The organism is Streptosporangium sandarakinum (assembly GCF_050942225.1).
GTDB lineage: Bacteria > Actinomycetota > Actinomycetes > Streptosporangiales > Streptosporangiaceae > Streptosporangium > Streptosporangium nondiastaticum.
Genome location: NZ_CP192034.1, coordinates 1181521 through 1202443 on the forward strand (window position 1 = coordinate 1181521; position 20923 = coordinate 1202443).

Genomic DNA, 20923 nt, shown 5'->3' on the forward strand with positions numbered 1-20923 from the left:
CCGGGACGGTCCCGCGGACGGGTCTCAGTCCGCCCGGCGCCGGCGGCGCAGGCCGTACACCAGCCAGGTCGTGCCGCCGAGCAGGACGGCGCCCAGCGCGTACCAGACGACCGGGGAGGGGCCGCCCGCGGGCTCGCGGGCGGCGGCGGCCGGGGTGGCGCTCGCGCGCACCTGCGGCGCGGCCGGGACGACCGGGGTCGGAGCGGCCTCGGGGACCGGGTCCACGAGCCGCCCGACGGGCGTGACCCTGCCGCGGGCGGAGAAACCCCAGTCGAGCAGCTTGGCGACCTCGTCCCAGAAGTAGCCGTCGTGCCGCATGATCGACACGATGATCGTGTGACCGTCGCGGCGGGCCGCGCCGACGAAGCTGCCCAGGGCCTTGGTCGTCCAGCCGTTCTTGACGCCGATCATGCCCGGGTAGCGCCAGAGCAGCCTGTTGTGGTTGCCGATCTCGTAGTAGCCCTTGGGCGCGGGGAATTTGTCGGTCTTCAGGCTGACGTAGCGCCGGAAGTCCCGGTCGGCCAGCCCGGCGCGGGCGATCAGCGCCAGGTCGTACGCCGAGCTGCTCTGGCCCGGCTTGTCCAGCCCGCTGGGCGTCTTGGCCACCGTGTCGTACGCCTGGAGGCGCTTGGCCTCGGCGTTCATCTCCCGCAGGGTCTTGTCCAGCCCGCCGTTCGCCTCGGCCAGCGCCATCGCGCAGTCGTTGCCCGAGACCAGCATCAGGGCCTTGAACAGGTCCTCGGCGGTGTAGAGCGGCTTCGCGACCAGGCCGACGGCGCTGCCCTCCTGGTTCACCGCGTTCAGGCTCGGCCTGATCTTCAGTTTCTTGTCGATCTTCGGGATGAGGGTGAGCGCGGTCAGGGTCTTGAGCGTGCTCGCCGGGAGGAACCGGCCGTGGGGGTCCTTGGCCGCGAGCACCTCGCCGGTGTCGGCGTCGGCGATCACGTAGGACCGGGCGGCCGTCTTGGGCGGGGCCTTCGCCCCGAGAGGCGCGATCACGCCGTGCCTGCCGAGGTCGGCGCCGCCGACCGGCCCGTTCTCCGCGCGGGCGGGCGCGACCGGCGCGCTGTCCGTACCGGCGGCCGTGACCTGCGCGTCACCCGTGCGGGCGGGCGCGGCCGGCCCGCTGCTCGCGCGGGCCGGAGCGGCCGGAGAGGCGGCCTCCGCGTGGGCGGGAACGCCGAGGAAGGCGGTCGCCGCGATCAGCGCCCCCGCGGGCGCGGCATGTCTCATCCCCATAGTGATCTCAGGGTAGCTTCGCCCGGTTTCGGAGAAGCCCACCCACGCCCTGACCAGGGGTGAATGTCGCACCGCGATACTGAAGCCATGCAAATGTCGCGAAAGATCGCCGGATTCCTGGTCGGCGTCGCCGCTTTCATGATCTTCGAGTGGATCAATCTTGGCTTCAACCTCGCCGACGGGCACCCGACGTCCTTCTACGTGGTGCACGGCGTGCTGGTGGCCGTCAACATCCTCCTCGCGCTCGTCATCGGCACGATCGGCGTGCGGGGACTGCGGGGACTGCGGGGCCTGGGGAGCCCGCGGGGTCCGCGCGGTTCCTCGGACCCGCGCGGGCTACACGGCCCGGCGGAGGGCGTCCAGCGTCCGAAGGTGTAGCTCGGCGGCCTCCTCCGCCGAGTCGCCGATGCTGGTGAAGCCGAGCTTGCCGTACTGGGAGATCGCTCCCATGAGGTGCAGCACGTTGCCCGTGCGCCGCTCGCGGTCGAACCCCAGCCCGAAGTCGTGCACCAGCTTGACGACGTCCCCGGGGGTGCGGCCCCGCAGGTTCTCGGCGTCGCAGTTGTCGGTCGCCACGTAGTGCTTGGCGCGGTCCCCGCGCCGCAGCGTGCCGGAGGCAGGGTCGTAGACGGCGCCGGTGCTGAGCATCGCCGCGCCCAGGGGGTGCGTGGTGCCGCCGATGCGCAGGTTGACCTCGCACAGCAGTGCCCGGTAGCCGCCGTCGGTCTTGACCGCGAAGAAGTCGACGCCGAACAGCCCGACCACCCCGCGGGCGGCGAGGACCCCGGCGATCCGCTCGGCGCAGGCGGCCACCTCGGCGCGGTACTCCGGCCGGGCCGGGAAGACGCAGCCCTTGTAGACGTCGCCGTTCGGGCCGCCGAGAACCTGCTCGTGCGTGGCGATGACGCCGTGGCCGCCGCCCGGTGTGACCATGGCCAGGGCGCTGGGGGAGTGCAGCGGCCGGCCCTGGACGAACTCCTCGATGACCGCGCCCCGTTCGGCGATCTTCTCGGCGAACGTGGTCCAGGTCTCGTCCGCCGCCGAGAAGCTCGTGGGGCAGGCGGTGAGCGACCGGTCGTCCTTGATGACGATCGCGTTCCCCAGCCCGGAGTAGCTGTTGTTGAGCTTGACCATCAGCTTGGAGGCCGGGGCCAGCGCGCGGGCCGCGTGCTCGACCTCGGTCAGTGACCGCAGGTCGGAGAAGCCCCGGGCGGTGGGCACCCCCGCCTCCTCGGCCAGCATCCGCCCGCCGCTCTTGGAGCCCAGGTGGGCCAGCGAGGTGGCCGGGCCGTAGACGGGCAGGCCGAGCAGCCCGGCGAGCCGTTCCTCGTACTCGCTGACCACGAACGGCACCAGGCACGCGCCGCCGGGCCGGCCGGCGGTCCGGTCGAGGATCCGGTCGAGGAGGTCGGGGCGGTCCAGCAGCGCCGCGCTCAGCGGACAGGTGTCCGGATCGTCGAGGCTGATCATCTGCAGGCGCGTGCGGGCCTCGTCCGGGTCGTCGAGGAAACCGAGGTAGTAATCCACGATCGCGGTGTCCACGGGCATCGAGGTGACGTAGATGATCTCGACGGAGGGGCGCCTGAGTGTCAGCAGCAGGAACAGCAGTCGCTCCTCGTAGCAGAGGGCGCCGGTGATCCTGCGCAGCTCGTCCTGGGGCAGGGACAGCGATGGGATGACCACCAAGGTCCCCTCATCCGGTTCGAAGATGCTCAATCTGGAGTGATTCTCCCCAAACGGGATGTGAGCGATCATATGCGGAGTGAAGCACGCATTCCTATCGGTAGCATCACTCCGCCGGGTTCGATCACTGGCACCTGAGGTGACGTAAATTGCCAGTTCGTTGATGTTTCAAGGGAGCCGATACGGGCCACTCCCTCGGCGCATGCGGCGGCCCGGCACGCCGGGGTTCTCGCCCGGGGCCGTCTCTCCGCCCTGCTTCCCCGGATCCTCCCCCTGTCACCTCCGGCGTCCGCTTACCGCAATCGCCTCCGGCGCCCGCCTCCCGGGGCCGCTCCCGGCGTCCCCCGGCGGTCTCCGGCGCCCGGGCACCCCCTCCCACCCCCCCGGTACGGCTACCGGCATGGCCAATACGGGTCATCACCCCTGGTTCCAACGGGTCAGAAGGTGCCCGAGAAGGCCACGGGGCGACAAAACATTTGGTCCAGATGGCGGCGAGGGGCCGCGTGGGAGGGATAAAGTCGATGTCATCGTCGGTACGCCGGTCGCCTCACACTGGCTCGCACCTCCGTGTCGGCGTTCCTTGATTCGCGCCGGCGCGGTCCACGCATCCACTCCGGCCCATCGGCGCGACGGCCTTTTTCAGGCTGCCCGTTGGATCACATGATTCCGGGGCAGTTGTTCATGATTGCCGCGACGTTCGAAGCCGCTGACGCGGATGGGAAGGTGCACAATGCGGGGGCGTAATCTCCGGGGAGAGCTCGACGCGTTTCTCGCCGGGTCCGAGCAGGAGCTCATTGACTTCCGCCGTGACCTGCACATGCACCCGGAGCTCGCCTTCGCCGAGTACCGCACCACGCAGCGGATCGCCGACCGCCTGATCGCGGCCGGCCTCGTCCCCGCGGTGCTTCCCCGCGGCACGGGCGTGATCTGCGAGGTCGGCAGCGGCGACGGGCCCACCGTGGGGCTGCGGGCCGACATCGACGCGCTGCCCGTGCCCGACGAGAAGGACGTGCCCTACAGCTCGACGGTCCCGGGCGTGTGCCACGCCTGCGGTCACGACGTGCACACCACGGTCCTGCTCGGCACCTCGCTCTTCCTGGCCCAGCAGGCCGAGGCCGGGCTGCTGCCCGGCAGGGTCCGGCTGATCTTCCAGCCGGCCGAGGAGCTCCCCGGCGGGGCGCTGGAGGTCATGGCCTCCGGCGGCATCAGCGGCGTCGACCGCATCTTCGGCCTGCACTGCGACCCGCGCCTGGACGTCGGCAGGGTCGGCCTCAAGTCCGGGCCGATCACCTCCGCCTGCGACCGGGTCTCCATCCGGGTCAGCGGCCCCGGCGGCCACACCGCCCGCCCGCACCTCACCGCCGACCTCGTCTTCGCGCTCGCCAAGATCCTCACCGAGCTGCCGGCCGCGCTGTCGCGCCGGGTCGACCCGCGCTCGTCGCTGAGCCTGGTCTGGGGCCGGGTCGAGGCGGGCTCGGTGGCCAACGCGATCCCCGACGACGGCGTGGCCGAGGGCACCGTGCGCTGCCTGGACGAGGACGCCTGGCACGCCGCCCCCGACCTGATCAAGGGCCTGCTCGACTCGGTCGCCGGCGCCTACGGCGTCGAGGCGCACATGGACTACATCCGGGGCGTCCCGCCGGTGGTCAACGACCCGGTCAGCGTGCAGATGCTCACCGAGGCCGCCCAGGGCGTGCTCGGCGACGGGGCTCCCGCGCCGACCCAGCAGAGCCTGGGCGGCGAGGACTTCGGCTGGTACCTCGAGTCGATCCCCGGCGCCTACGCCCGGCTCGGCACCCGCACCCCGGGCTCACCGCACCTGGCCGACATCCACCAGGGCACCTTCGACGTGGACGAGAGCTGCATCGGCGCCGGGGTGCGCTTCCTCGCGGCCACCGCGCTCACCGCCCTGTGGGAGGGGCAGCGGCCCAGCAGCGGCGAGCCGCTCGTGTCGCTGAACGCCGACAACTGACGTCCCGGCCGACGGCCTTCCGGTGGTCGCGCCGTACCCCGGCGGGGCGGGTGGGCGGCCGTACGGGGCGCCGGAGACCGGCCCGCCGGAAAGATCTACGATCCCGTCCATGATGTGAGATGCGCTACACCGGGGGCGGTGGCCGGAACGGTCCGGCGGACGGCCCCCGGAGGGGAAACCGCCGGGCGACGGGCGGTTCGGCGCGGCGACCGACATTACCGGTAGGTAGACGGGGCCGCCGCCCTGTGTCACAGGGCGGCCTGAGCTGCATAACGGACCTGTTTCGGACTCGTGTCCTGGTTTGGTCAACGCTGGTCAACCAACTATCTTCCGTGCAGGGTTGCCGTGCGTCTCTTCGCGCGTGCACGAATTCGCGAAGGGAGTCCGTCTTGCTTCAGAACCGATACGGCAGGCTGGCCGCCGCCGTACTGGCGGGCAGCATGCTCATGGGAGCTGCCGCGTGTGGTGGAAGCGAGGATTCGTCGGCGAAGCCCGCTGACGGCGGGAGCAGCAGCGCCGCCGCCGGCGGCGGCAAGGGCGCCAAGGTCGGTCTGGCCTATGACATCGGCGGCCGCGGCGACCAGTCGTTCAACGACGCCGCCGCCGCGGGCCTGGACAAGGCCAAGGGCGAGCTGGGCCTCGCCGAGACCAAGGAGCTGGAGGCCGGCAACGGCGAGACCGAGGCGGCCAAGGAGGAGCGGCTGCGCCTGCTCGCCGACGGCGGCTACAACCCGATCATCGCCATCGGCTTCGCCTACTCCGGCCCGCTCAAGAAGGTCGCCGCCGAGTTCCCGGACACCAAGTTCGCGATCGTCGACGACGCCGACGCCACCGGCCCCAACATCTCCAACCTGATGTTCGCCGAGCACGAGGGCTCCTTCCTCGTCGGCGCCGCCGCGGCGCTGAAGAGCAAGAAGGACCACGTGGGCTTCGTCGGCGGCGTCCGGGTGCCGCTGATCGCGAAGTTCGAGGCGGGCTTCATGGCCGGCGCCAAGGCGGTCAAGCCCGACATCAAGATCGACAGCAAGTACATCAGCGAGCCGCCGGACTTCGGCGGCTTCAACGACCCGGCCAAGGGCAAGACGGCCGCCCAGGGCATGTTCGACGCGGGCGCCGACGTGGTCTACCACGCCGCGGGCGGCTCCGGCGGCGGCGTGTTCGAGGCCGCCAAGGCCGCCAAGGGCATGGCCATCGGCGTCGACTCCGACCAGGCGAAGACCGCCGCCCCCGAACTGCAGAGCGTCATCATGACCTCGATGGTCAAGAAGGTCGACGTCGCGGTCTTCGACTTCCTGAAGAGCTACGCCGACGGCGCGGTCAAGAACGGCGCGATCACCTACGACCTCAAGGCCGGCGGCGTCGACTACTCCACCACCGGTGGCCAGATCGACGACATCAAGACCAAGCTCGACGAGTACAAGCAGAAGATCATCTCCGGCGAGATCACGGTTCCCGACAAGAACTCCTGACCGGATCTCGTTTCTGAGCCGACAGTGATGAAGGGCCCGGTGGACGACTCCCCGGGCCCTTCCGTCCGTTCCCACCCTCACTCACTTTCCGTGACCTGGGCCGTCCGTGCGGAGGAGGCCGTCATCAGCACCTCGACCCCGGCCGTCGAGCTCGAGGGAATCACCAAGAGATTCCCCGGGGTCGTGGCCAACCGCGACATCTCCCTGTCCGTACGACAGGGGCACGTCCACGCCGTCGTCGGCGAGAACGGCGCGGGCAAGTCCACCCTCATGAAGATCCTGTACGGCATGCAGCGCCCCGACGAGGGAGAGATCCGCGTCAACGGCAAGCCCGTGAGCTTCCGCTCCCCGGCGGACGCCATCGAGGTCGGCGTCGGCATGGTCCACCAGCACTTCATGCTCGCCGACAACCTCACCGTCCTGGAGAACGTGGTCCTGGGCAGTGAGCCCCGCAAGGGCGGCCTCGGCCTCGACTTCGGCTCGGCCCGCGAGAGGATCCGGGAGATCTCCCGCTCCTACGGCCTCGGCGTCGATCCCGACGCCCTGGTCGAGGACCTCGGCGTCGGCGCCCGGCAGCGGGTGGAGATCCTCAAGGTCCTCTACCGCGGCGCCCGGATCCTCATCCTGGACGAGCCGACCGCCGTGCTCGTGCCCCACGAGGTGGACGAGCTGTTCGCCAACCTGCGCGGACTGGTCCGCGAGGGCCTCACGATCATCTTCATCTCCCACAAGCTCGACGAGGTCCTGTCGGTCGCCGACGCGATCACCGTCATCCGGCGCGGTACGACCGTGGCGAGCGTCGACCCCAAGGACGTCACCGCCCGGCAGCTCGCCGAGCTGATGGTCGGCAGCGAGCTGCCCAGCCCCGAGACCCGCGAGTCCACCGTCACCGACACGGTCGAGCTGTCGGTGCGGGGCCTGACGGTCCGCTCCGCCGACGGCCGTCCCGTCGTCGACGACGTCAGCTTCGACATCCGCAAGGGCGAGGTGCTCGGCATCGCCGGCGTCGAGGGCAACGGCCAGGCCGAGCTCGTCGAAGCGATCATGGGAATGCGGGCCGTCGAGGGCGAGATCCGGCTCGGCGGGCAGGACATCTCCGCCTGGCCGACGCTGCGCCGCCGCGAGGCCGGCATCGGCTACATCCCCGAGGACCGCCACCGGCACGGGCTGCTGCTGGAGGCCCCGCTGTGGGAGAACCGCATCCTCGGCCACCAGACGCGCCGGCCCAACGTCAAGGGGCCCTGGATCGACCGGTCCGGGGCCCGCGCCGACACCCGGCGCATCGTCGAGGAGTACGACGTCCGCACCCCCGGCATCGACGTGGACGCCGCGGCGCTGTCCGGCGGCAACCAGCAGAAGCTGATCGTCGGCCGGGAGATGAGCGGCGACCCGGTGTTCCTCATCGCGTCCCACCCGACGCGCGGCGTCGACGTCGGAGCCCAGGCCGCGATCTGGGACCACCTGCGCGCGGCGCGCGCCGCGGGCCTGGCCGTACTGCTGATCTCGGCCGACCTGGACGAGCTCATCGGCCTGTCCGACACGCTGAAGGTGATCCTGCGCGGCCGGATCGTCGCGGACGTCGATCCGCGGGACGTGACCCCCGAGCGGCTGGGGTCGGCCATGACCGGTGCTGGAGAGGCGGCATGAACATCTGCGTAACGCGAGGCACGGCCGGGGTGGTCGTATGAGCCCCGCCGAGTCGAGCTTCACCGACCGGCTGCTCGGCCGGGTCAGGCTCGGCGGCCTGCTCTCGCTCGCCGCGCCCGTCCTGGCCATCGTCTTCGCCGGCCTGATCACCTCGATCGTCCTGCTGGTCACCGGCGGCCCGCCGCTGGAGACGCTCGGCGTCATGGTCGACTACGGCGTGCAGCCGCGGACGATGGTGCTCACCCTGAACTACGCGACGACGTACTACCTGTCGGCGCTGGCGGTGGCGGTCGGGTTCCGGATGAACCTGTTCAACATCGGCGTGGACGGCCAGTACCGCCTCGCGGCGCTCATCGCCGCGGCCGTGGGCGGCGCCGCCGTCCTGCCGGGCCCGCTGAACACCGTGCTCGTCATCGTCGTCGCCATGCTGGTCGGCGCCGGCTGGGCGTCGATCGCCGGCCTGCTGAAGGTCCGGCGCGGCGTCAGCGAGGTCATCTCCACGATCATGCTGAACGCCATCGCCACCGCCCTCGGCGCCTGGCTGCTCAACACCGACCGCCTCGCGGTCGAGGTCGCGGGCAGCAACAACATCGGCACCAAGCCGATCCCGGAGGCCGCCCGGGTGCCCGGACTGGAGATCATCCCCGGGACCGGGACGAAGGTGTTCGGGCTGATCCTCCTGGCGGTCGCCATGGGCGTGCTGTACCACGTCCTGCTCAACCGCACCCGTTTCGGCTTCGACCTGCGCGCCACCGGCCGCTCGGAGTCGGCCGCGGTGGCCAGCGGCGTCAACGTCAGGAAGATGGTCCTCATCGCGATGATCATGTCCGGCGCGATGGCGGGCCTGATCGGCATGCCGCAGCTGCTGGGCGCGTCCTACAGCTACAGCCTGGACTTCCCCACCGGTCTCGGCTTCACCGGCATCGCGATCGCGCTGCTGGGCCGCAACCACCCCGTCGGCATCGCGCTCGGCGCCCTGCTGTGGGGCTTCCTGGACGCCTCGTCGAACATCCTGCAGCTGCACGACATCTCCCCGGAGATCGTCGCCATCATGCAGGGCACGATCGTCCTCTCGGTCATCGTCGCCTACGAGCTGGTCCACCGCTACCAGATCTCCGCCGGGCAGCGCCGGGTGAGCAAGGAACTGGCCGGCAAGACCCCGGCTCAGCCTGAAGGAGCGTCGGCATGAGCGAAGGTGCCCTCACCGTCGAGAAGGGGCGGGTCCAGGAGCCGGGCGGGACCGGGAAGTTCCGGCTGACCTGGCGGCTCCTGCTGCTCGGCCTCGGCGCCCTGGTTGTCCTGCTGTCGGTCGTCCGCGTCCTCACCGGCGCGGGCGACCTCACCTCGGCCGGAGCGGTCAACGCGGCGGTCGCGCTGGCCGTGCCGATCGGCCTGGCGGGGCTCGGCGGCCTGTGGTCCGAGCGGGCCGGCGTGGTCAACATCGGCCTCGAAGGCATGATGATCATGGGCACCTGGTGCGGAGCCTGGGGCGCGATCCACTTCGCCAACCCCTGGGCGGGCGTGGTGGCCGGCGCGGTCGGCGGCGCCCTGGGCGGCCTGCTGCACGCGATCGCGACCGTGACGTTCGGGGTCGACCACATCATCTCCGGTGTGGCGATCACCATCCTGGGCGGCGGCGTCACCCAGTTCCTGTCCAAGATCACATTCGCCGAGATGCCCGGCGGCGGCGACACGCAGTCGCCGCCGGTTCCCAAGCCGGGGACCGTCAGCCTGCCCGGGGTCTCCGACGCGCTGACCTCGCTGGAGTCCAAGCAGTGGTTCCTGCTGTCGGACCTGGCGGGCATCCTGCGCGGCCTGACCACGAACGTCTCGCTGTTCACCATCCTGGCGATCCTGCTCGTCCCGCTGACGTTCTACGTCCTGTGGCGGACGGCCTTCGGCCTGCGGCTGCGCGCCTGCGGCGAGCGCCCGGTGGCGGCGGAGTCGCTGGGCGTCAACGTGTACTACTACAAGTACGTCGCGGTGGTCGTCTCCGGCGCCCTCGCCGGCCTCGGCGGGGCGTTCCTGTCGCTGGTGGCCGCCAGCGCCTACCGTGAGGGGCAGAGCGGCGGCCGCGGCTTCATCGGCCTCGCCGCGATGATCTTCGGTAACTGGCGTCCGGGCGGCCTGGCGGCCGGCGCGGCGCTGTTCGGCTACACCGACGCGCTCCAGCTCCGCCGGGGCGGCGAGTCGGTGCACGCACTGCTGCTGCTCGTCGCGATCCTGATCGCCGGCCTGGCGGTCTACCAGCTCGTCCGGCAGCACCGCACCCGGGCGGCGCTGATCACCGCCGTCGCCGCGGTCGCGGTGTTCGCCGTGTTCGCGCTGACCGACACGATCGCGGCGCAGTTCACCTCGGTCACCCCGCACATCACCACGTTGCTGGTGCTGTCACTGGCGGCGCAGCGCCTGCGCCCGCCGGCCGCGAACGGCGTGCCGTACCGCAGGGGACAGGCGAAGTGACCACGACATCTGGGGGGTCCTCCATGGGCAAGGCCGACGAGACGGGCATCGACTGGGCGGCGCTGAAGACCGCGGCGGTGCAGGCCATGACCAACGCGTACGCGCCCTACTCCAAGTTCCCGGTCGGCGCCGCCGCCCTGGTGGACGACGGGCGGATCGTGTCCGGCTGCAACGTCGAGAACGCCTCCTACGGTGTCGGCCTGTGCGCCGAGTGCGGCCTGGTGTCGGCGCTGCAGGCGGGCGGCGGCGGCCGGCTCGTCGCCTTCACCTGCGTCGACGGGCACGAGGAGCTGCTCATGCCGTGCGGCCGGTGCCGCCAGCTGCTGTACGAGTTCGGCGGCGGCGAGCTGCTCGTGGAGACCGTGGACGGTCCGAAGCCGATGGCGGAGATCCTGCCGTACGCCTTCGGGCCCGACAACCTCAGCCGGGGGGACTGACCGTGGACGCCATCGACGTCATCGTCACCAAGAGGGACGGCCGCGAGCTGTCCACCGCGCAGATCGACTGGGTGATCGACGCCTACACCCGGGGCGTCGTCGCCGACGAGCAGATGTCCGCCCTGGCGATGGCGATCCTGCTCAACGGCATGACCCGGCGGGAGATCGCCGAGTGGACCGCCGCGATGATCCGCTCGGGGAACCGGATGGACTGGTCGGCGCTGCCCGGCCGTACCACCGACAAGCACTCCACCGGCGGCGTGGGCGACAAGATCACGCTGCCGCTGGCCCCGCTGGTCGCCGCGTGCGGCGGCTACGTGCCCCAGCTGTCCGGCCGCGGCCTCGGCCACACCGGCGGCACGCTGGACAAGCTGGAGTCCATCCCGGGCTGGCGGGCCTCGCTGTCCAACGCCGAGATGCTCGACGTGCTCGGCGAGGCCGGCGCGGTCATCTGCGCGGCGGGCGAGGGGCTGGCCCCGGCCGACAAGAAGCTCTACGCGCTGCGCGACGTCACCGGCACCGTCGAGGCGATCCCGCTGATCGCCTCCTCGATCATGTCGAAGAAGATCGCCGAGGGCACCGGCGCGCTGGTCCTGGACGTCAAGGTCGGCTCCGGTGCGTTCATGAAGACCCCCGAGCGGGCCCGCGAGCTGGCGACCACCATGGTCGAGCTGGGCACCGACGCCAAGGTCACCACGGTCGCGCTGCTCACCGCCATGGACCGCCCGCTGGGCCTGGCCGTGGGCAACGCGCTGGAGGTCACCGAGTCCGTTGAGGTCCTCGCCGGCGGCGGCCCCGCCGACGTGGTCGAGCTGACCGTACGGCTGGCCCGCGAGATGCTCGCCGCCGCGGGCCTGACCGGCGGCAAGGACCCCGCGGACGCGCTGCGGGACGGCTCGGCGATGGACGTCTGGCGGCGGATGATCAGCGCCCAGGGCGGCGACCCCGACGCCCCGCTGCCCGTCGCCGCCGAGACCACGCAGGTCCTCGCCCCCGCCTCCGGCGTGCTCGCCACACTGGACGCCTACGGCGTGGGCCTGGCCGCCTGGCGGCTCGGCGCGGGCCGGGAGCGCAAGGAGGACCCGGTGTCCTTCGGCGCGGGCATCACGCTGCACGCCAAGCCCGGCGACGAGGTCCGCGAGGGGCAGCCGCTGATGACCCTGCACGCCGACGACGCCTCCCGCTTCGAGCGGGCGCTGGCGGCGCTGGAGGGCGCCTACACGGTCGGCGAGACCGCCGACCCGGGCCTGCTCCCGCTGGTCATCGACCGCGTCACCGCCTGACACCGTTCGCCCGGCGCCCGCCGTCCGGCTCGCCGCCGGACCGCGGGCGTCGGTGCGCTCAGGCCGCGCGCTCCGGCGGGGCGGCCTGAGCGGTCGCGGGCGGCGGGGCGGGCATCGAACGGACGGCCAGGACGACGGACACCAGGCCGCACAGCGCGACCGCGGCGAGCTGGCCGATGTCCACCGCCATCATCGTGGCGGTGGCCGGGTCGGGCCCGGTGACCAGGTCGAGGAGGCGGACGAGCGCCACCGGCACGGACAGCGCCGCCAGTGCCAGCGGCCAGGCGGGGTTCCTGCCCGCGCCGCCCCTCAGCCACATCACGGCGCGGATCAGGCTCGTGACCAGGAGTGCCAGGCAGGCCAGCCCCGGCTCGCCCCACCACGGCCAGATCCACGACCAGACCCCGAAGTCGGTCTGCGCGGCCAGCGCGATCGGGGCCAGGGCGTTGAAGGCGAGGTTGAGCACCGCCGCGGCGGACAGCGCCCACAGGACCGGCCGCCAGGACGGCGTCCGCGGCGCGTCACGGTGGAACCCGGACAGGAGCGCCAGCATGGGGACGATGAGCAGCAGGAGGTGCGGAGCCGTGGTCTGGGCGAACATGTCCCAGAACGCGGCGCTCGGCGCCTGGAGGCCGGGGCCGTAGTACAGGACCGCGGAGAGCGGTGTCAGGGCCACGGAGATCAGTGCCGTGACCTTCGCGACGCGGGGACGGCCCCGGACGAGCGCGACGAGGGCCGCGATCGGCAGCAGCGCGCCGAACAACCCGACGATGTCGCGGACCCGCTCCGCCGTCCCGGGGTCCCCCGGGGAGACGGGGACGGCGGGCGGCGTGCCGAAGACCCCGTACGACCTCAGCAGGTCGATGAGCCAGTCGCAGCTCCTCATGGCGAAGAAGGCGAGGCCCAGCACGGCCGTCAGGCGGACCGCCTCACCCCAGACGAGCTGCCGCGGCCCCGCGCCGCCCCCGCCGAGGCGCACCCGCACGGCCAGGGCGGCGACGCTGGCGACCTCCGACCAGCGCGGCCGGGGGTCGTCGGCGTCGGTCAGGCCGCCCGAACCCTCCAGGAAGGCGTCGACCATCTCCTCCTCGCGCTCGGCGCGGTAGGAGGCGGGCAGCAGCCGCAGCACGCGGCGGTAACGCTCTTCGAGCAGGCCGCTGTACTCGCTCACGCCACCTCCTTCGCCGGTCGCGTGCGCGGGGCCGCCGTACTCATCACCACGCTCGTTCACGCCACCTCCTTCGCCGGTCGCGTGCGCGGGGCCGCCGTGCCCGCCGGTTCGCTCGTCACGCTCGCTCACGCCATGCCTCCCGCGTGCCGGGCGCTTAACCGGGTGCGGGCGGCCTCGACGTTCCCGGCCAGCCGTACGGCCTCGGCCTCCAGGGCGCGGGCGCCGGGTTCGGTGAGGCGGTAGTAGCGGCGCAGCCGCCCCCGCTCGGCCTCCTCGCGGTCCAGGGCCACCAGCTCGTCGGCGGCCAGCCGGTCCAGCACGCCGTACAGCGTGCCGATCTTCAGCTCGACCCGCCCCCCGGACAGCCTCTCGACCTCCTGGACGATGCCGTAGCCGTGGCGGGGCTCGTCGACGAGGGCGGTGAGGACGAGGAACGCGGGTTCCGTCATCGTTCGCGGGCTCATGCTCCCACAATATATTGGGAGACAGGATATTGGGCGGGGTGAAACCGAATCCGCCGGCGCGCCGGGTCCGGGGGTCGGCGGGCGCGCGGGGTGGCTCGAAGGCGTGCGGGACGGTTCGGAGGTGCGCGGGACGGCGTGGGACGGCGCGGAAGCGCGCCGGGTGGCTCAGGCGGGAGAGGTGAGACGTTCCGCGGGGGAGAAGACCTCCGCCAGGACGGCGCGGTGGGTGGGCCTGGCCTCGGCGTGGCGGGCGCGGCCCTCGTCGGTGATGAGGACGAAGACGCCCCGCCGGTCGGCCTCGCACATCCCGCGGCACACCAGTCCGGCCTTCTCCAGGCGCGCGATGAGCCGCGAGCAGGCGCTCTGGCTGAGGTGGACCGCGTCGGCCACCTCCTGGACGCGGTACTTCTCCCGGCCGCCCTCGACCATGCGCTCCAGGACCTCGAACTCGCTCATGCCGAGCCCGTGCCGCTCGGAGAGCTCGCGCTCCAGCACGCAGGAGGTCGTGGCGTGCTTGGCCAGCACCTCGCGCCAGGCGCCGACCAGGGACTCCTCGCTCATGCGCGGATCGTACCATGTGTGAACATTTAATGCACAGGAATTAAATTCGTTTGCATTAGATGCATCTGCATGGAAAAGTATGCGGCATGATCCATTCCTCCCCCGACGAACGCTGGGACGCGAGCCTCTGGGCCGCGCTCACGGTGCTCTCCGCCGTGGTGTTCCTCGACGCCCTCGACGTGTCGATGGTCGGCGTGGCCCTGCCGTCCATCCAGGCCGACCTGGGCCTTTCCACCTCCGCCCTGCAGTGGGTGGTCAGCGGCTACGTGCTCGGCTACGGAGGGCTGCTCCTGCTGGGCGGCCGCACCGCCGACCTGCTCGGCCGGCGCCGGGTCTTCCTGGCCGCGCTGGCCGTCTTCGCGGTGGCCTCGCTCCTCGGTGGCGTGGTCAGCGACGGGACCCTGCTGATCGCCGCCCGGTTCGTCAAGGGCGTCAGCGCCGCCTTCACCGCCCCCGCCGCGCTGTCCATCATCACCACGACCTTCGCCGAGGGCCCGTCCCGCAACCGGGCCCTCAGCGTCTTCACCGCCGCGGGCGCCAGCGGTTTCTCCCTGGGCCTGGTCATCTCCGGCTTCCTGACCCAGCTCGGCTGGCGCTGGACGTTCCTCATGCCGGTCCCCGTCGCCGTCATCGCGCTGGTCGCGGCACTGCGGTTCCTGCCCCGGCGCGAGGAGGAGCGGGCCGAGGGCGGCCACGATCTCATCGGCGCCGTCACCATCACCGCCTCCATGCTGCTGCTGGTGTTCACCGTGGTCCAGGCCCCCGAGGCCGGATGGGGCTCGGTCCGCACCGTCGGCTCGCTGGCCGGGGTGGTGGCGCTGCTGGTCGCGTTCGTGGTCACCGAGCGGCGGGTCAGGCACCCGCTGGTACGGCTCGGCATCCTGCGGTCCGGCCCGATCGTCCGGGCCAACCTCGGCCTGGTCATCCTGTTCGGCTCCTACGTCGGCTTCCAGTTCGTGGCCATGCAGTACTTCCAGAACTTCCTGCACTGGTCGGCCCTGGCGACCGCGCTGGCGTTCCTGCCGGCCGGGCTGCTGGTGGCGGTGACCTCCACCAAGATGGGCGACCTGGCCGACCGGTTCGGCACCGCCCGGCTGATCGTCATCGGCTCGGCCGCGCTGGCCGGCGGCTACGCCTTCTTCCTCCGGGTGAACGCGGACCCGAGCCTGGTCACGCTGGTCATCCCCGGCATGGTCCTGCTGGGCATCGCCTTCGCGCTGTCCTTCCCGTCGCTGAACATCCAGGCGACCAACGGCGTCGCCGACGACGAGCAGGGGCTGGCCTCCGGCCTGCTCAACACCTCCGGGCAGGTCGGCGGGGCGGTCGTGCTGGCCGTCGTGACGGCCGTGCTCACCTCGAACACGAGCGCCGACCCGCTCGACGGCTTCCGCGCGGCGATCACCGTCTCGGCGATCCTCGGGCTGACCGGGCTGGTGGTCGCGCTCACCGGCCTCCGCCGTGCCCGTACGGCCGTCCCCGCGGCGGACGGCGGGACGCCGGACGACAGGGTGCTGGAGACCGTCTGACGTGGTTCCGGCGCTTTCCCCCACCTGACCTGCGATGATCGAAGCGGCGCGGCGGCCGGTGCCGTCCACGGGGTGAACCGCCCCCGCTCCCGGGGCATCTAAGACGTAGGAGGCCCACCATGAAGCGCATCCGCGTCGCCCTCACCCTCGTCCTTCTCGGCCTGCCGGCCGCCGGCTGCGGCGCCGCCGCGCGGGACACCGGTTTCACGCCGGCCGACCCGCCGGCCGCCACGGCGACCTCGGACGCCCCCGGGCGCCGGGCGCCTCCTCGGCCCCCGCCGCGCCGCCGTCCTCCCCGGCCGCCACATCCGCCGCGCGGCCGGGGCGGAAACCCCCGACCGGCACCCGGGAGATCGAGGTCGAGCGCGACCTCGACGAGTCGCCGATCGTCACCGGCGCGCGGTTCGCCGAGCACGACGGTTTCGACCGCGTGGTGATCGACGTGAAGGGCGCCCTGCCGGGGTACACCGTGCGCTGGGTGCCCAAGCTGGTCCAGGAGGGGTCGGGCGACCCGATCGACGCCACCGGCGGGGCCTACCTGGAGGTCAGGATGCGGCCGGCCGCGGCGCACGGCGGCTCCGGGAAACCCACCTGGACGGGCGGGCCGATCTTCCAGGCCGGGCTGGGCAACGTGCAGAACGTGGTCAAGACCGGCGACTTCGAGGGCGTGGTGGGCGTCGGCATCGTCCTGGACCACCGGGCGGGATTCCGGGTGACGGAGCAGCGGAGCCCGAACCGGCTGGTCATCGACGTCGCCCACTGACCGCTCCCCGGCCGGTTCCGGCCGATTTCCGTCCGATTCACGGCTGGTCCGCGGCCGGGAAAGTGACAAACTGGTCGGATGGTACGCAGAATCGACAGCGCGACGCGGATCCCGGTCCCCGGCGGCAAGGTGATCGACGAGTACGTCGGCCGGGTCAACAGCGGTGACGAGACCGTCTCGATCGCCCACATGAAGGCCCCGGCGGGGTGGGAGGAGCCGGCCCAGACGCCGGAGTTCGCCGAGTACACGCTGGTCCTCAGGGGCACCGTCATCGTCGAGCACGCCGGGGGCACGACCGAGGTCGGCGCCGGGCAGGCGTTCGTGAGCGAGCCGGGGGAGAAGATCCGCTACAGCAGCGGCCCCGAGGGCGCCGAGTACGTCGCGGTCTGCCTGCCCGCCTTCTCGCCCGAGGGCGCCGGGCGCGAGGAGTAGGCCCGGCCCCCGGGCGGTGCCGCGCGGCGCCTCCTTTCGTGTCCACGGCCCCGCCGCTCCTCCCACGTGGGAGGGGTCCCCGCCGGGCCTTCCGGCGGGCGGGATCGATCCGCCCGCAAGATTTCCGTTCCGACCTGCGACGTAAGATGGCGAGATGAGTCAGCTACCCACCCTTGAGGAGATCCGCCGGGCTCCGAAGGTGTTGCTCCACGATCACCTCGACGGTGGTCTGCGGCCGGAGACCATCGTGGAACTCGCCCGCGAGACGGGCTACGACCGGCTGCCCACGAACGACCCGGAGGAACTGCGGACCTGGTTCCGCGAGGCGTCCGACTCCGGTTCGCTGGAGCGCTACCTGGAGACCTTCGACCACACCGTCGGCGTCATGCAGACGCGCGAGGCGCTGGTCCGCGTCGCCGCCGAGTGCGCCGAGGACCTCGCGGCCGACGGCGTCGTCTACGCCGAGGTGCGCTACGCCCCCGAGCAGCACACCTCCGCCGGGCTCAGCCTGGAGGAGGTCATCGAGGCCGTACTGGAGGGCTTCAGGATCGGCTCCGAGGGCCGCGACATCCGGGTGGGCACCCTGCTCACCGCGATGCGCCACCAGGCCAGGTCCATGGAGATCGCCGAGCTCGCGGTCCGCTACCGCGACGTCGGCGTGGCGGGCTTCGACATCGCCGGTGCCGAGGCGGGCTACCCCCCGACCCGGCACCTCGACGCCTTCGAGTACCTCCAGCGGGAGAACGCCCACTTCACCATCCACGCCGGCGAGGCGTTCGGGCTGCCGTCGATCTGGCAGGCGATCCAGTGGTGCGGCGCCGACCGTCTCGGCCACGGGGTGCGGATCATCGACGACGTCACGGTGACGGGCGACGGCGAGGCCAAGCTCGGCCGGCTCGCCGCCTACGTCCGCGACAAGCGCATCCCGCTGGAGATGTGCCCGACCTCCAACCTGCAGACCGGTGCGGCGCCGTCCATCGCCGAGCACCCGATCGGCCTGCTGCGGAGGCTGAACTTCCGGGTCACCGTCAACACCGACAACCGGCTGATGAGCGGCACCAGCGTCTCGCGGGAGTTCGCCAAGCTGTCGGAGGCGTTCGGCTATGGCTGGGACGACCTGCAGTGGTTCACGATCAACGCCATGAAGTCGGCGTTCCTGCCGTTCGACGAGCGCCTCGCGCTGATCAACGGCGTCATCAAGCCCGGTTTCGCACGGCTCAAGTGGCAGGCGTGAGCGGGGCTCCGGGAGTGGGGTCGGTGGTATGAAGCAGGTGTTCCGGTCGAGGGCCGCGTTGATCCTCGGCTGGGTCTGGATGGTGTTCGCCGCGCTCAACGCGGTGGACCTCGTCGTCCGCTACAGCGGGCCGGAGTCGATGGTCGCGGGCGCGGTGCTGGCGGTCATCACCGCGCTGGTCTACATCACCTGCCTGCGGCCCGGGGTCGTCCTGGCCGAGGACGGCGTGCTGGTGCGCAACCCGTTCAGGGACACGTTCCTCCCCTGGACGGCCGTGGACGACGTCACGGTCTCCCACTCGATCAAGATCACCTCCGGTGACACGGTCGTACGCTGCTGGACGCCGCAGACCTCCGGCCGCGAGCGGGCCTCGGCCGCGCGCCGGGCGCGGCCCGCCCGCACCGGCGGACGGTTCCGCACCGAGGCGACGCCCACCAAGGGGGAGCAGGCCGCGGCCCAGCTGCTGGCGGGCAAGACCCACGCGGACTGGGTGGCCGAGCAGATCGCCGAGCGGGCCGAGTCGGCCCGCCGGGCCGCCGCCTTCGCCGCCGCGCAGACCGCCGGCGCGGCGGGGGCCTCCGGTACGGCGAAGGCCCCCGGCTCCGGTACGGCGCCGGCCGCCGGGGACGCGGGGGACGCGGGGGACGCCGGGCGGGCCCCGATCAGGCTCACCTGGGCGCCGGCCGCCATGATCGCCCTGCTGGGCGCGCTCGCCGTGGTGGTCGCCGCCGTGGTGGTCTCCTGACGGGAGACACCGGGTCGTTCCGACCCGACGGGCCACGGGCGGGGACGGCCGGCGCGCCGCCCCCGCCCGCCGTATTCTCCGCCCCGCCTCCCCGGCGACGGCCCGCCATCGGAGGACGCATCCTCCCTCGGTCCATGTCGGGCGGCGGCGAAACCTGTCGGTTTCTCGTCCCGTCAAATGTCGGTCAGCGATCCGTGGAATGTCGGTCAGACATCCCGTGAAATGTCGGCGTTCCCTTCTGAACTGCGATTTCAAGTGGTCGTGGAATGTCGGCCGGTCTCCTGTGAACTGTCGGGTGCACGCCCCGTGAAATGTCGGTCTGATCTAGGCTGAGTCCGTTGCCGAGGGGAGGAGCACCGTGTCCGAGTTGATCTCACGTCGTGTGATCGGGCACGCGGAGGAGTTCCTGGACGCCTTCCGGGTGGTGATCGTCAACGGGCCGAGACAGTCGGGTAAGACAACCTTGCTCCAGCAACTCGATGCCGGAAGAGGCGGGACATACCTCACTCTGGATGATGGTCCGCTGAGAGCGGCCGCGCAGGCTGACCCATCCGCCTTCATCACCGATGGATCGCGCCCGATGATGATCGACGAGATCCAGCGAGGGGGAGACGATCTGATCCTGGCGATCAAGGCGCAGGTCGACCGAAACCCCGAGCGCGGCCAGTTCGTCCTGGCGGGATCCACGAGATTCCTCTCCACGCCATCGTTGAGCGAGTCCCTGGCCGGGCGAGCCGGCATCCTGGAGGTCTGGCCCTTCGCGCAGGAGGAACTGGCTCCCACCGGCGGGTCCTTTCTGATCGCCGCCTTCGACAACCCCGAGGCGTTGCGCTCGTCCTCACTCAGTGGCCATGAGCGCAGGGACTACTTCGAGCTCGTCTGCCGGGGGTTCTATCCCGAGGCGATCGGAATGAGGTCGGAGTTCACCCGGGGCAGCTGGTATCGGACCTACGTCCAGTCGGTCATCGACACGGACATCAGGGAAATGGCCAGGGTCGATGAACCGAGCAGTCTCGGGCAACTGCTCAGCCTTGCGGCGGCGAGCACCGCGCAGGAGCCGAACATCATGAAGATCAGCAGCGATCTACAGCTTCACCGGACCACGGTCAGCCGCTACCTCGGCTTGCTGGAGACCGTCTTCCTGATCCGCCAGATTCCGGCATGGTCCAGAAATCTCACGGCCCGGGCGGTTCGTCGCCCCAAGCTTCACGTCACCGATACCGGCCTCGCCGCTCATCTGATCGGCATCGATGCGGACGGCCTCGCCGCGAGGGTCTCCCCGGCGCGCGGACCTCTCGTCGAGTCGTTCATCGTCAACGAGATCGCGAAGCAGGCCACGTGGGCGCCGTTCCCTGTGGGTCTTCACCACTGGAGGGTCAGCCAGGGCGCCGAAGTGGACCTCGTCCTCGAACGGAACAATGGGCGGGTCGTCGGCGTGGAGGCCAAGGCGACCGATGCCGTCAAGCAGGATGACTTCAAGGGGCTCATCGCACTACGTGAAAGTCTCGGTGAGAGCTTCGTCCACGGGTTCGTCTTCTACACCGGGGCGAGATCGCTGTCGTTCGGGGACAGGCTGACGGCGTTGCCCATCAGCGCCCTGTGGGACAGATAGTCACCACATCCAGGCTAACCGCCCTGGGCGAGACCACGGTGCCAGTCCATCGATGTCCTCTGACCCGACGGCGGACGGCATGGTCCGCTCGTCTTTCTCGCTTGTCGAGCGGACCCGGCGGACGGCCATGATGGTCTCATCTTTGAGAGTCTCATTTCTGAGTGTCTCAGAAATGAGACTCTCAGCTTTGAGACGCTCAGAAATGAGACCATCGTCCGCGGC

Annotated in this window: 19 protein-coding genes; 14 read left to right on the forward strand and 5 right to left on the reverse strand. The window is 71.5% G+C overall.

Annotated features, from left to right (window positions below):
• Positions 1 to 24: 24 nt before the first annotated feature.
• Positions 25 to 1239, reverse strand: a complete 1215-nt coding sequence (locus tag ACQP10_RS05735) for a D-alanyl-D-alanine carboxypeptidase family protein (protein ID WP_389993208.1) — start codon at positions 1237 to 1239, stop codon at positions 25 to 27.
• 87 nt (positions 1240 to 1326) lie between these two features.
• On the opposite strand from ACQP10_RS05735, the gene ACQP10_RS05740 reads away from it, so the two are divergent.
• Positions 1327 to 1617 carry an SCO4848 family membrane protein gene (locus ACQP10_RS05740; protein WP_389993211.1) on the forward strand — a complete coding sequence of 97 codons (291 nt, stop codon included), beginning with the start codon at positions 1327 to 1329 and terminating at the stop codon, positions 1615 to 1617.
• Here the strand turns inward: ACQP10_RS05740 and ACQP10_RS05745 are convergent.
• Positions 1576 to 2922 carry a peptide ligase PGM1-related protein gene (locus ACQP10_RS05745; protein ID WP_433541880.1) on the reverse strand — a complete coding sequence of 449 codons (1347 nt, stop codon included), beginning with the start codon at positions 2920 to 2922 and terminating at the stop codon, positions 1576 to 1578. The two genes, ACQP10_RS05740 and ACQP10_RS05745, sit on opposite strands and share 42 nt — an antisense overlap.
• A gap of 730 nt (positions 2923 to 3652) precedes the next feature.
• Here ACQP10_RS05745 and ACQP10_RS05750 point away from each other — a divergent pair.
• The 7 genes from ACQP10_RS05750 to ACQP10_RS05780 all read left to right on the forward strand — a co-directional run bounded on the left by ACQP10_RS05750 (position 3653) and on the right by ACQP10_RS05780 (position 12193).
• The gene (locus ACQP10_RS05750) at positions 3653 to 4894 is read left to right on the forward strand and encodes an amidohydrolase (RefSeq protein WP_179819547.1); all 1242 of its coding nucleotides are present in this window, start codon (positions 3653 to 3655) and stop codon (positions 4892 to 4894) included.
• Between the two features lie 389 nt (positions 4895 to 5283).
• Positions 5284 to 6363 carry a BMP family lipoprotein gene (locus tag ACQP10_RS05755; RefSeq protein WP_433540999.1) on the forward strand — a complete coding sequence of 360 codons (1080 nt, stop codon included), beginning with the start codon at positions 5284 to 5286 and terminating at the stop codon, positions 6361 to 6363.
• Between the two features lie 90 nt (positions 6364 to 6453).
• Complete coding sequence (locus tag ACQP10_RS05760; RefSeq protein ID WP_312873172.1) at positions 6454 to 8010, forward strand: ABC transporter ATP-binding protein; 1557 nt, start codon at positions 6454 to 6456, stop codon at positions 8008 to 8010.
• A 37-nt stretch (positions 8011 to 8047) separates the two neighbouring features.
• Positions 8048 to 9199 carry an ABC transporter permease gene (locus tag ACQP10_RS05765; RefSeq protein WP_433541000.1) on the forward strand — a complete coding sequence of 384 codons (1152 nt, stop codon included), beginning with the start codon at positions 8048 to 8050 and terminating at the stop codon, positions 9197 to 9199.
• On the forward strand, positions 9196 to 10473 hold the full coding sequence (locus tag ACQP10_RS05770; RefSeq protein ID WP_179819545.1) for an ABC transporter permease: 1278 nt from the start codon (positions 9196 to 9198) through the stop codon (positions 10471 to 10473). The genes ACQP10_RS05765 and ACQP10_RS05770 overlap by 4 nt, the downstream gene beginning before the upstream one ends.
• A 23-nt stretch (positions 10474 to 10496) precedes the next feature.
• A complete protein-coding gene (locus ACQP10_RS05775; protein WP_179823075.1) occupies positions 10497 to 10910 on the forward strand; it encodes a cytidine deaminase in 414 nt (137 codons plus the stop codon).
• Between the two features lie 2 nt (positions 10911 to 10912).
• Positions 10913 to 12193, forward strand: coding sequence for a thymidine phosphorylase (locus ACQP10_RS05780; protein WP_346021825.1), 1281 nt, complete (start codon positions 10913 to 10915; stop codon positions 12191 to 12193).
• Between the two features lie 58 nt (positions 12194 to 12251).
• Here ACQP10_RS05780 and ACQP10_RS05785 read toward each other — a convergent pair whose 3' ends face one another.
• From ACQP10_RS05785 to ACQP10_RS05795, 3 genes are all read right to left on the reverse strand, one after another.
• Positions 12252 to 13424, reverse strand: a complete 1173-nt coding sequence (locus ACQP10_RS05785; RefSeq protein ID WP_433541001.1) for a hypothetical protein — start codon at positions 13422 to 13424, stop codon at positions 12252 to 12254.
• 65 nt (positions 13425 to 13489) lie between these two features.
• Complete coding sequence (locus ACQP10_RS05790) at positions 13490 to 13828, reverse strand: PadR family transcriptional regulator (protein ID WP_246423947.1); 339 nt, start codon at positions 13826 to 13828, stop codon at positions 13490 to 13492.
• 165 nt (positions 13829 to 13993) lie between these two features.
• A complete protein-coding gene (locus ACQP10_RS05795) occupies positions 13994 to 14389 on the reverse strand; it encodes a MarR family winged helix-turn-helix transcriptional regulator (protein WP_346021827.1) in 396 nt (131 codons plus the stop codon).
• Positions 14390 to 14475: 86 nt separating this feature from the next.
• Here ACQP10_RS05795 and ACQP10_RS05800 point away from each other — a divergent pair, with 86 nt between their 5' ends.
• From ACQP10_RS05800 to ACQP10_RS05825, 6 genes are all read left to right on the forward strand, one after another.
• Positions 14476 to 15915 carry an MFS transporter gene (locus ACQP10_RS05800; RefSeq protein ID WP_346021828.1) on the forward strand — a complete coding sequence of 480 codons (1440 nt, stop codon included), beginning with the start codon at positions 14476 to 14478 and terminating at the stop codon, positions 15913 to 15915.
• A gap of 430 nt (positions 15916 to 16345) precedes the next feature.
• On the forward strand, positions 16346 to 16678 hold the full coding sequence (locus ACQP10_RS05805) for an AMIN-like domain-containing (lipo)protein (RefSeq protein ID WP_433541002.1): 333 nt from the start codon (positions 16346 to 16348) through the stop codon (positions 16676 to 16678).
• A 78-nt stretch (positions 16679 to 16756) separates the two neighbouring features.
• Positions 16757 to 17110, forward strand: a complete 354-nt coding sequence (locus ACQP10_RS05810; protein WP_346021829.1) for a cupin domain-containing protein — start codon at positions 16757 to 16759, stop codon at positions 17108 to 17110.
• 154 nt (positions 17111 to 17264) lie between these two features.
• Positions 17265 to 18344: an adenosine deaminase gene (locus ACQP10_RS05815; RefSeq protein ID WP_346021830.1), complete on the forward strand. Its 1080-nt coding sequence runs from the start codon at positions 17265 to 17267 to the stop codon at positions 18342 to 18344.
• Between the two features lie 28 nt (positions 18345 to 18372).
• On the forward strand, positions 18373 to 19089 hold the full coding sequence (locus tag ACQP10_RS05820; RefSeq protein WP_399499985.1) for a PH domain-containing protein: 717 nt from the start codon (positions 18373 to 18375) through the stop codon (positions 19087 to 19089).
• A 358-nt stretch (positions 19090 to 19447) separates the two neighbouring features.
• Entirely contained in the window at positions 19448 to 20701 is a 1254-nt protein-coding gene (locus ACQP10_RS05825; RefSeq protein WP_433541003.1) for an ATP-binding protein, read from the forward strand.
• The last annotated feature ends 222 nt before the right edge of the window (positions 20702 to 20923 follow it).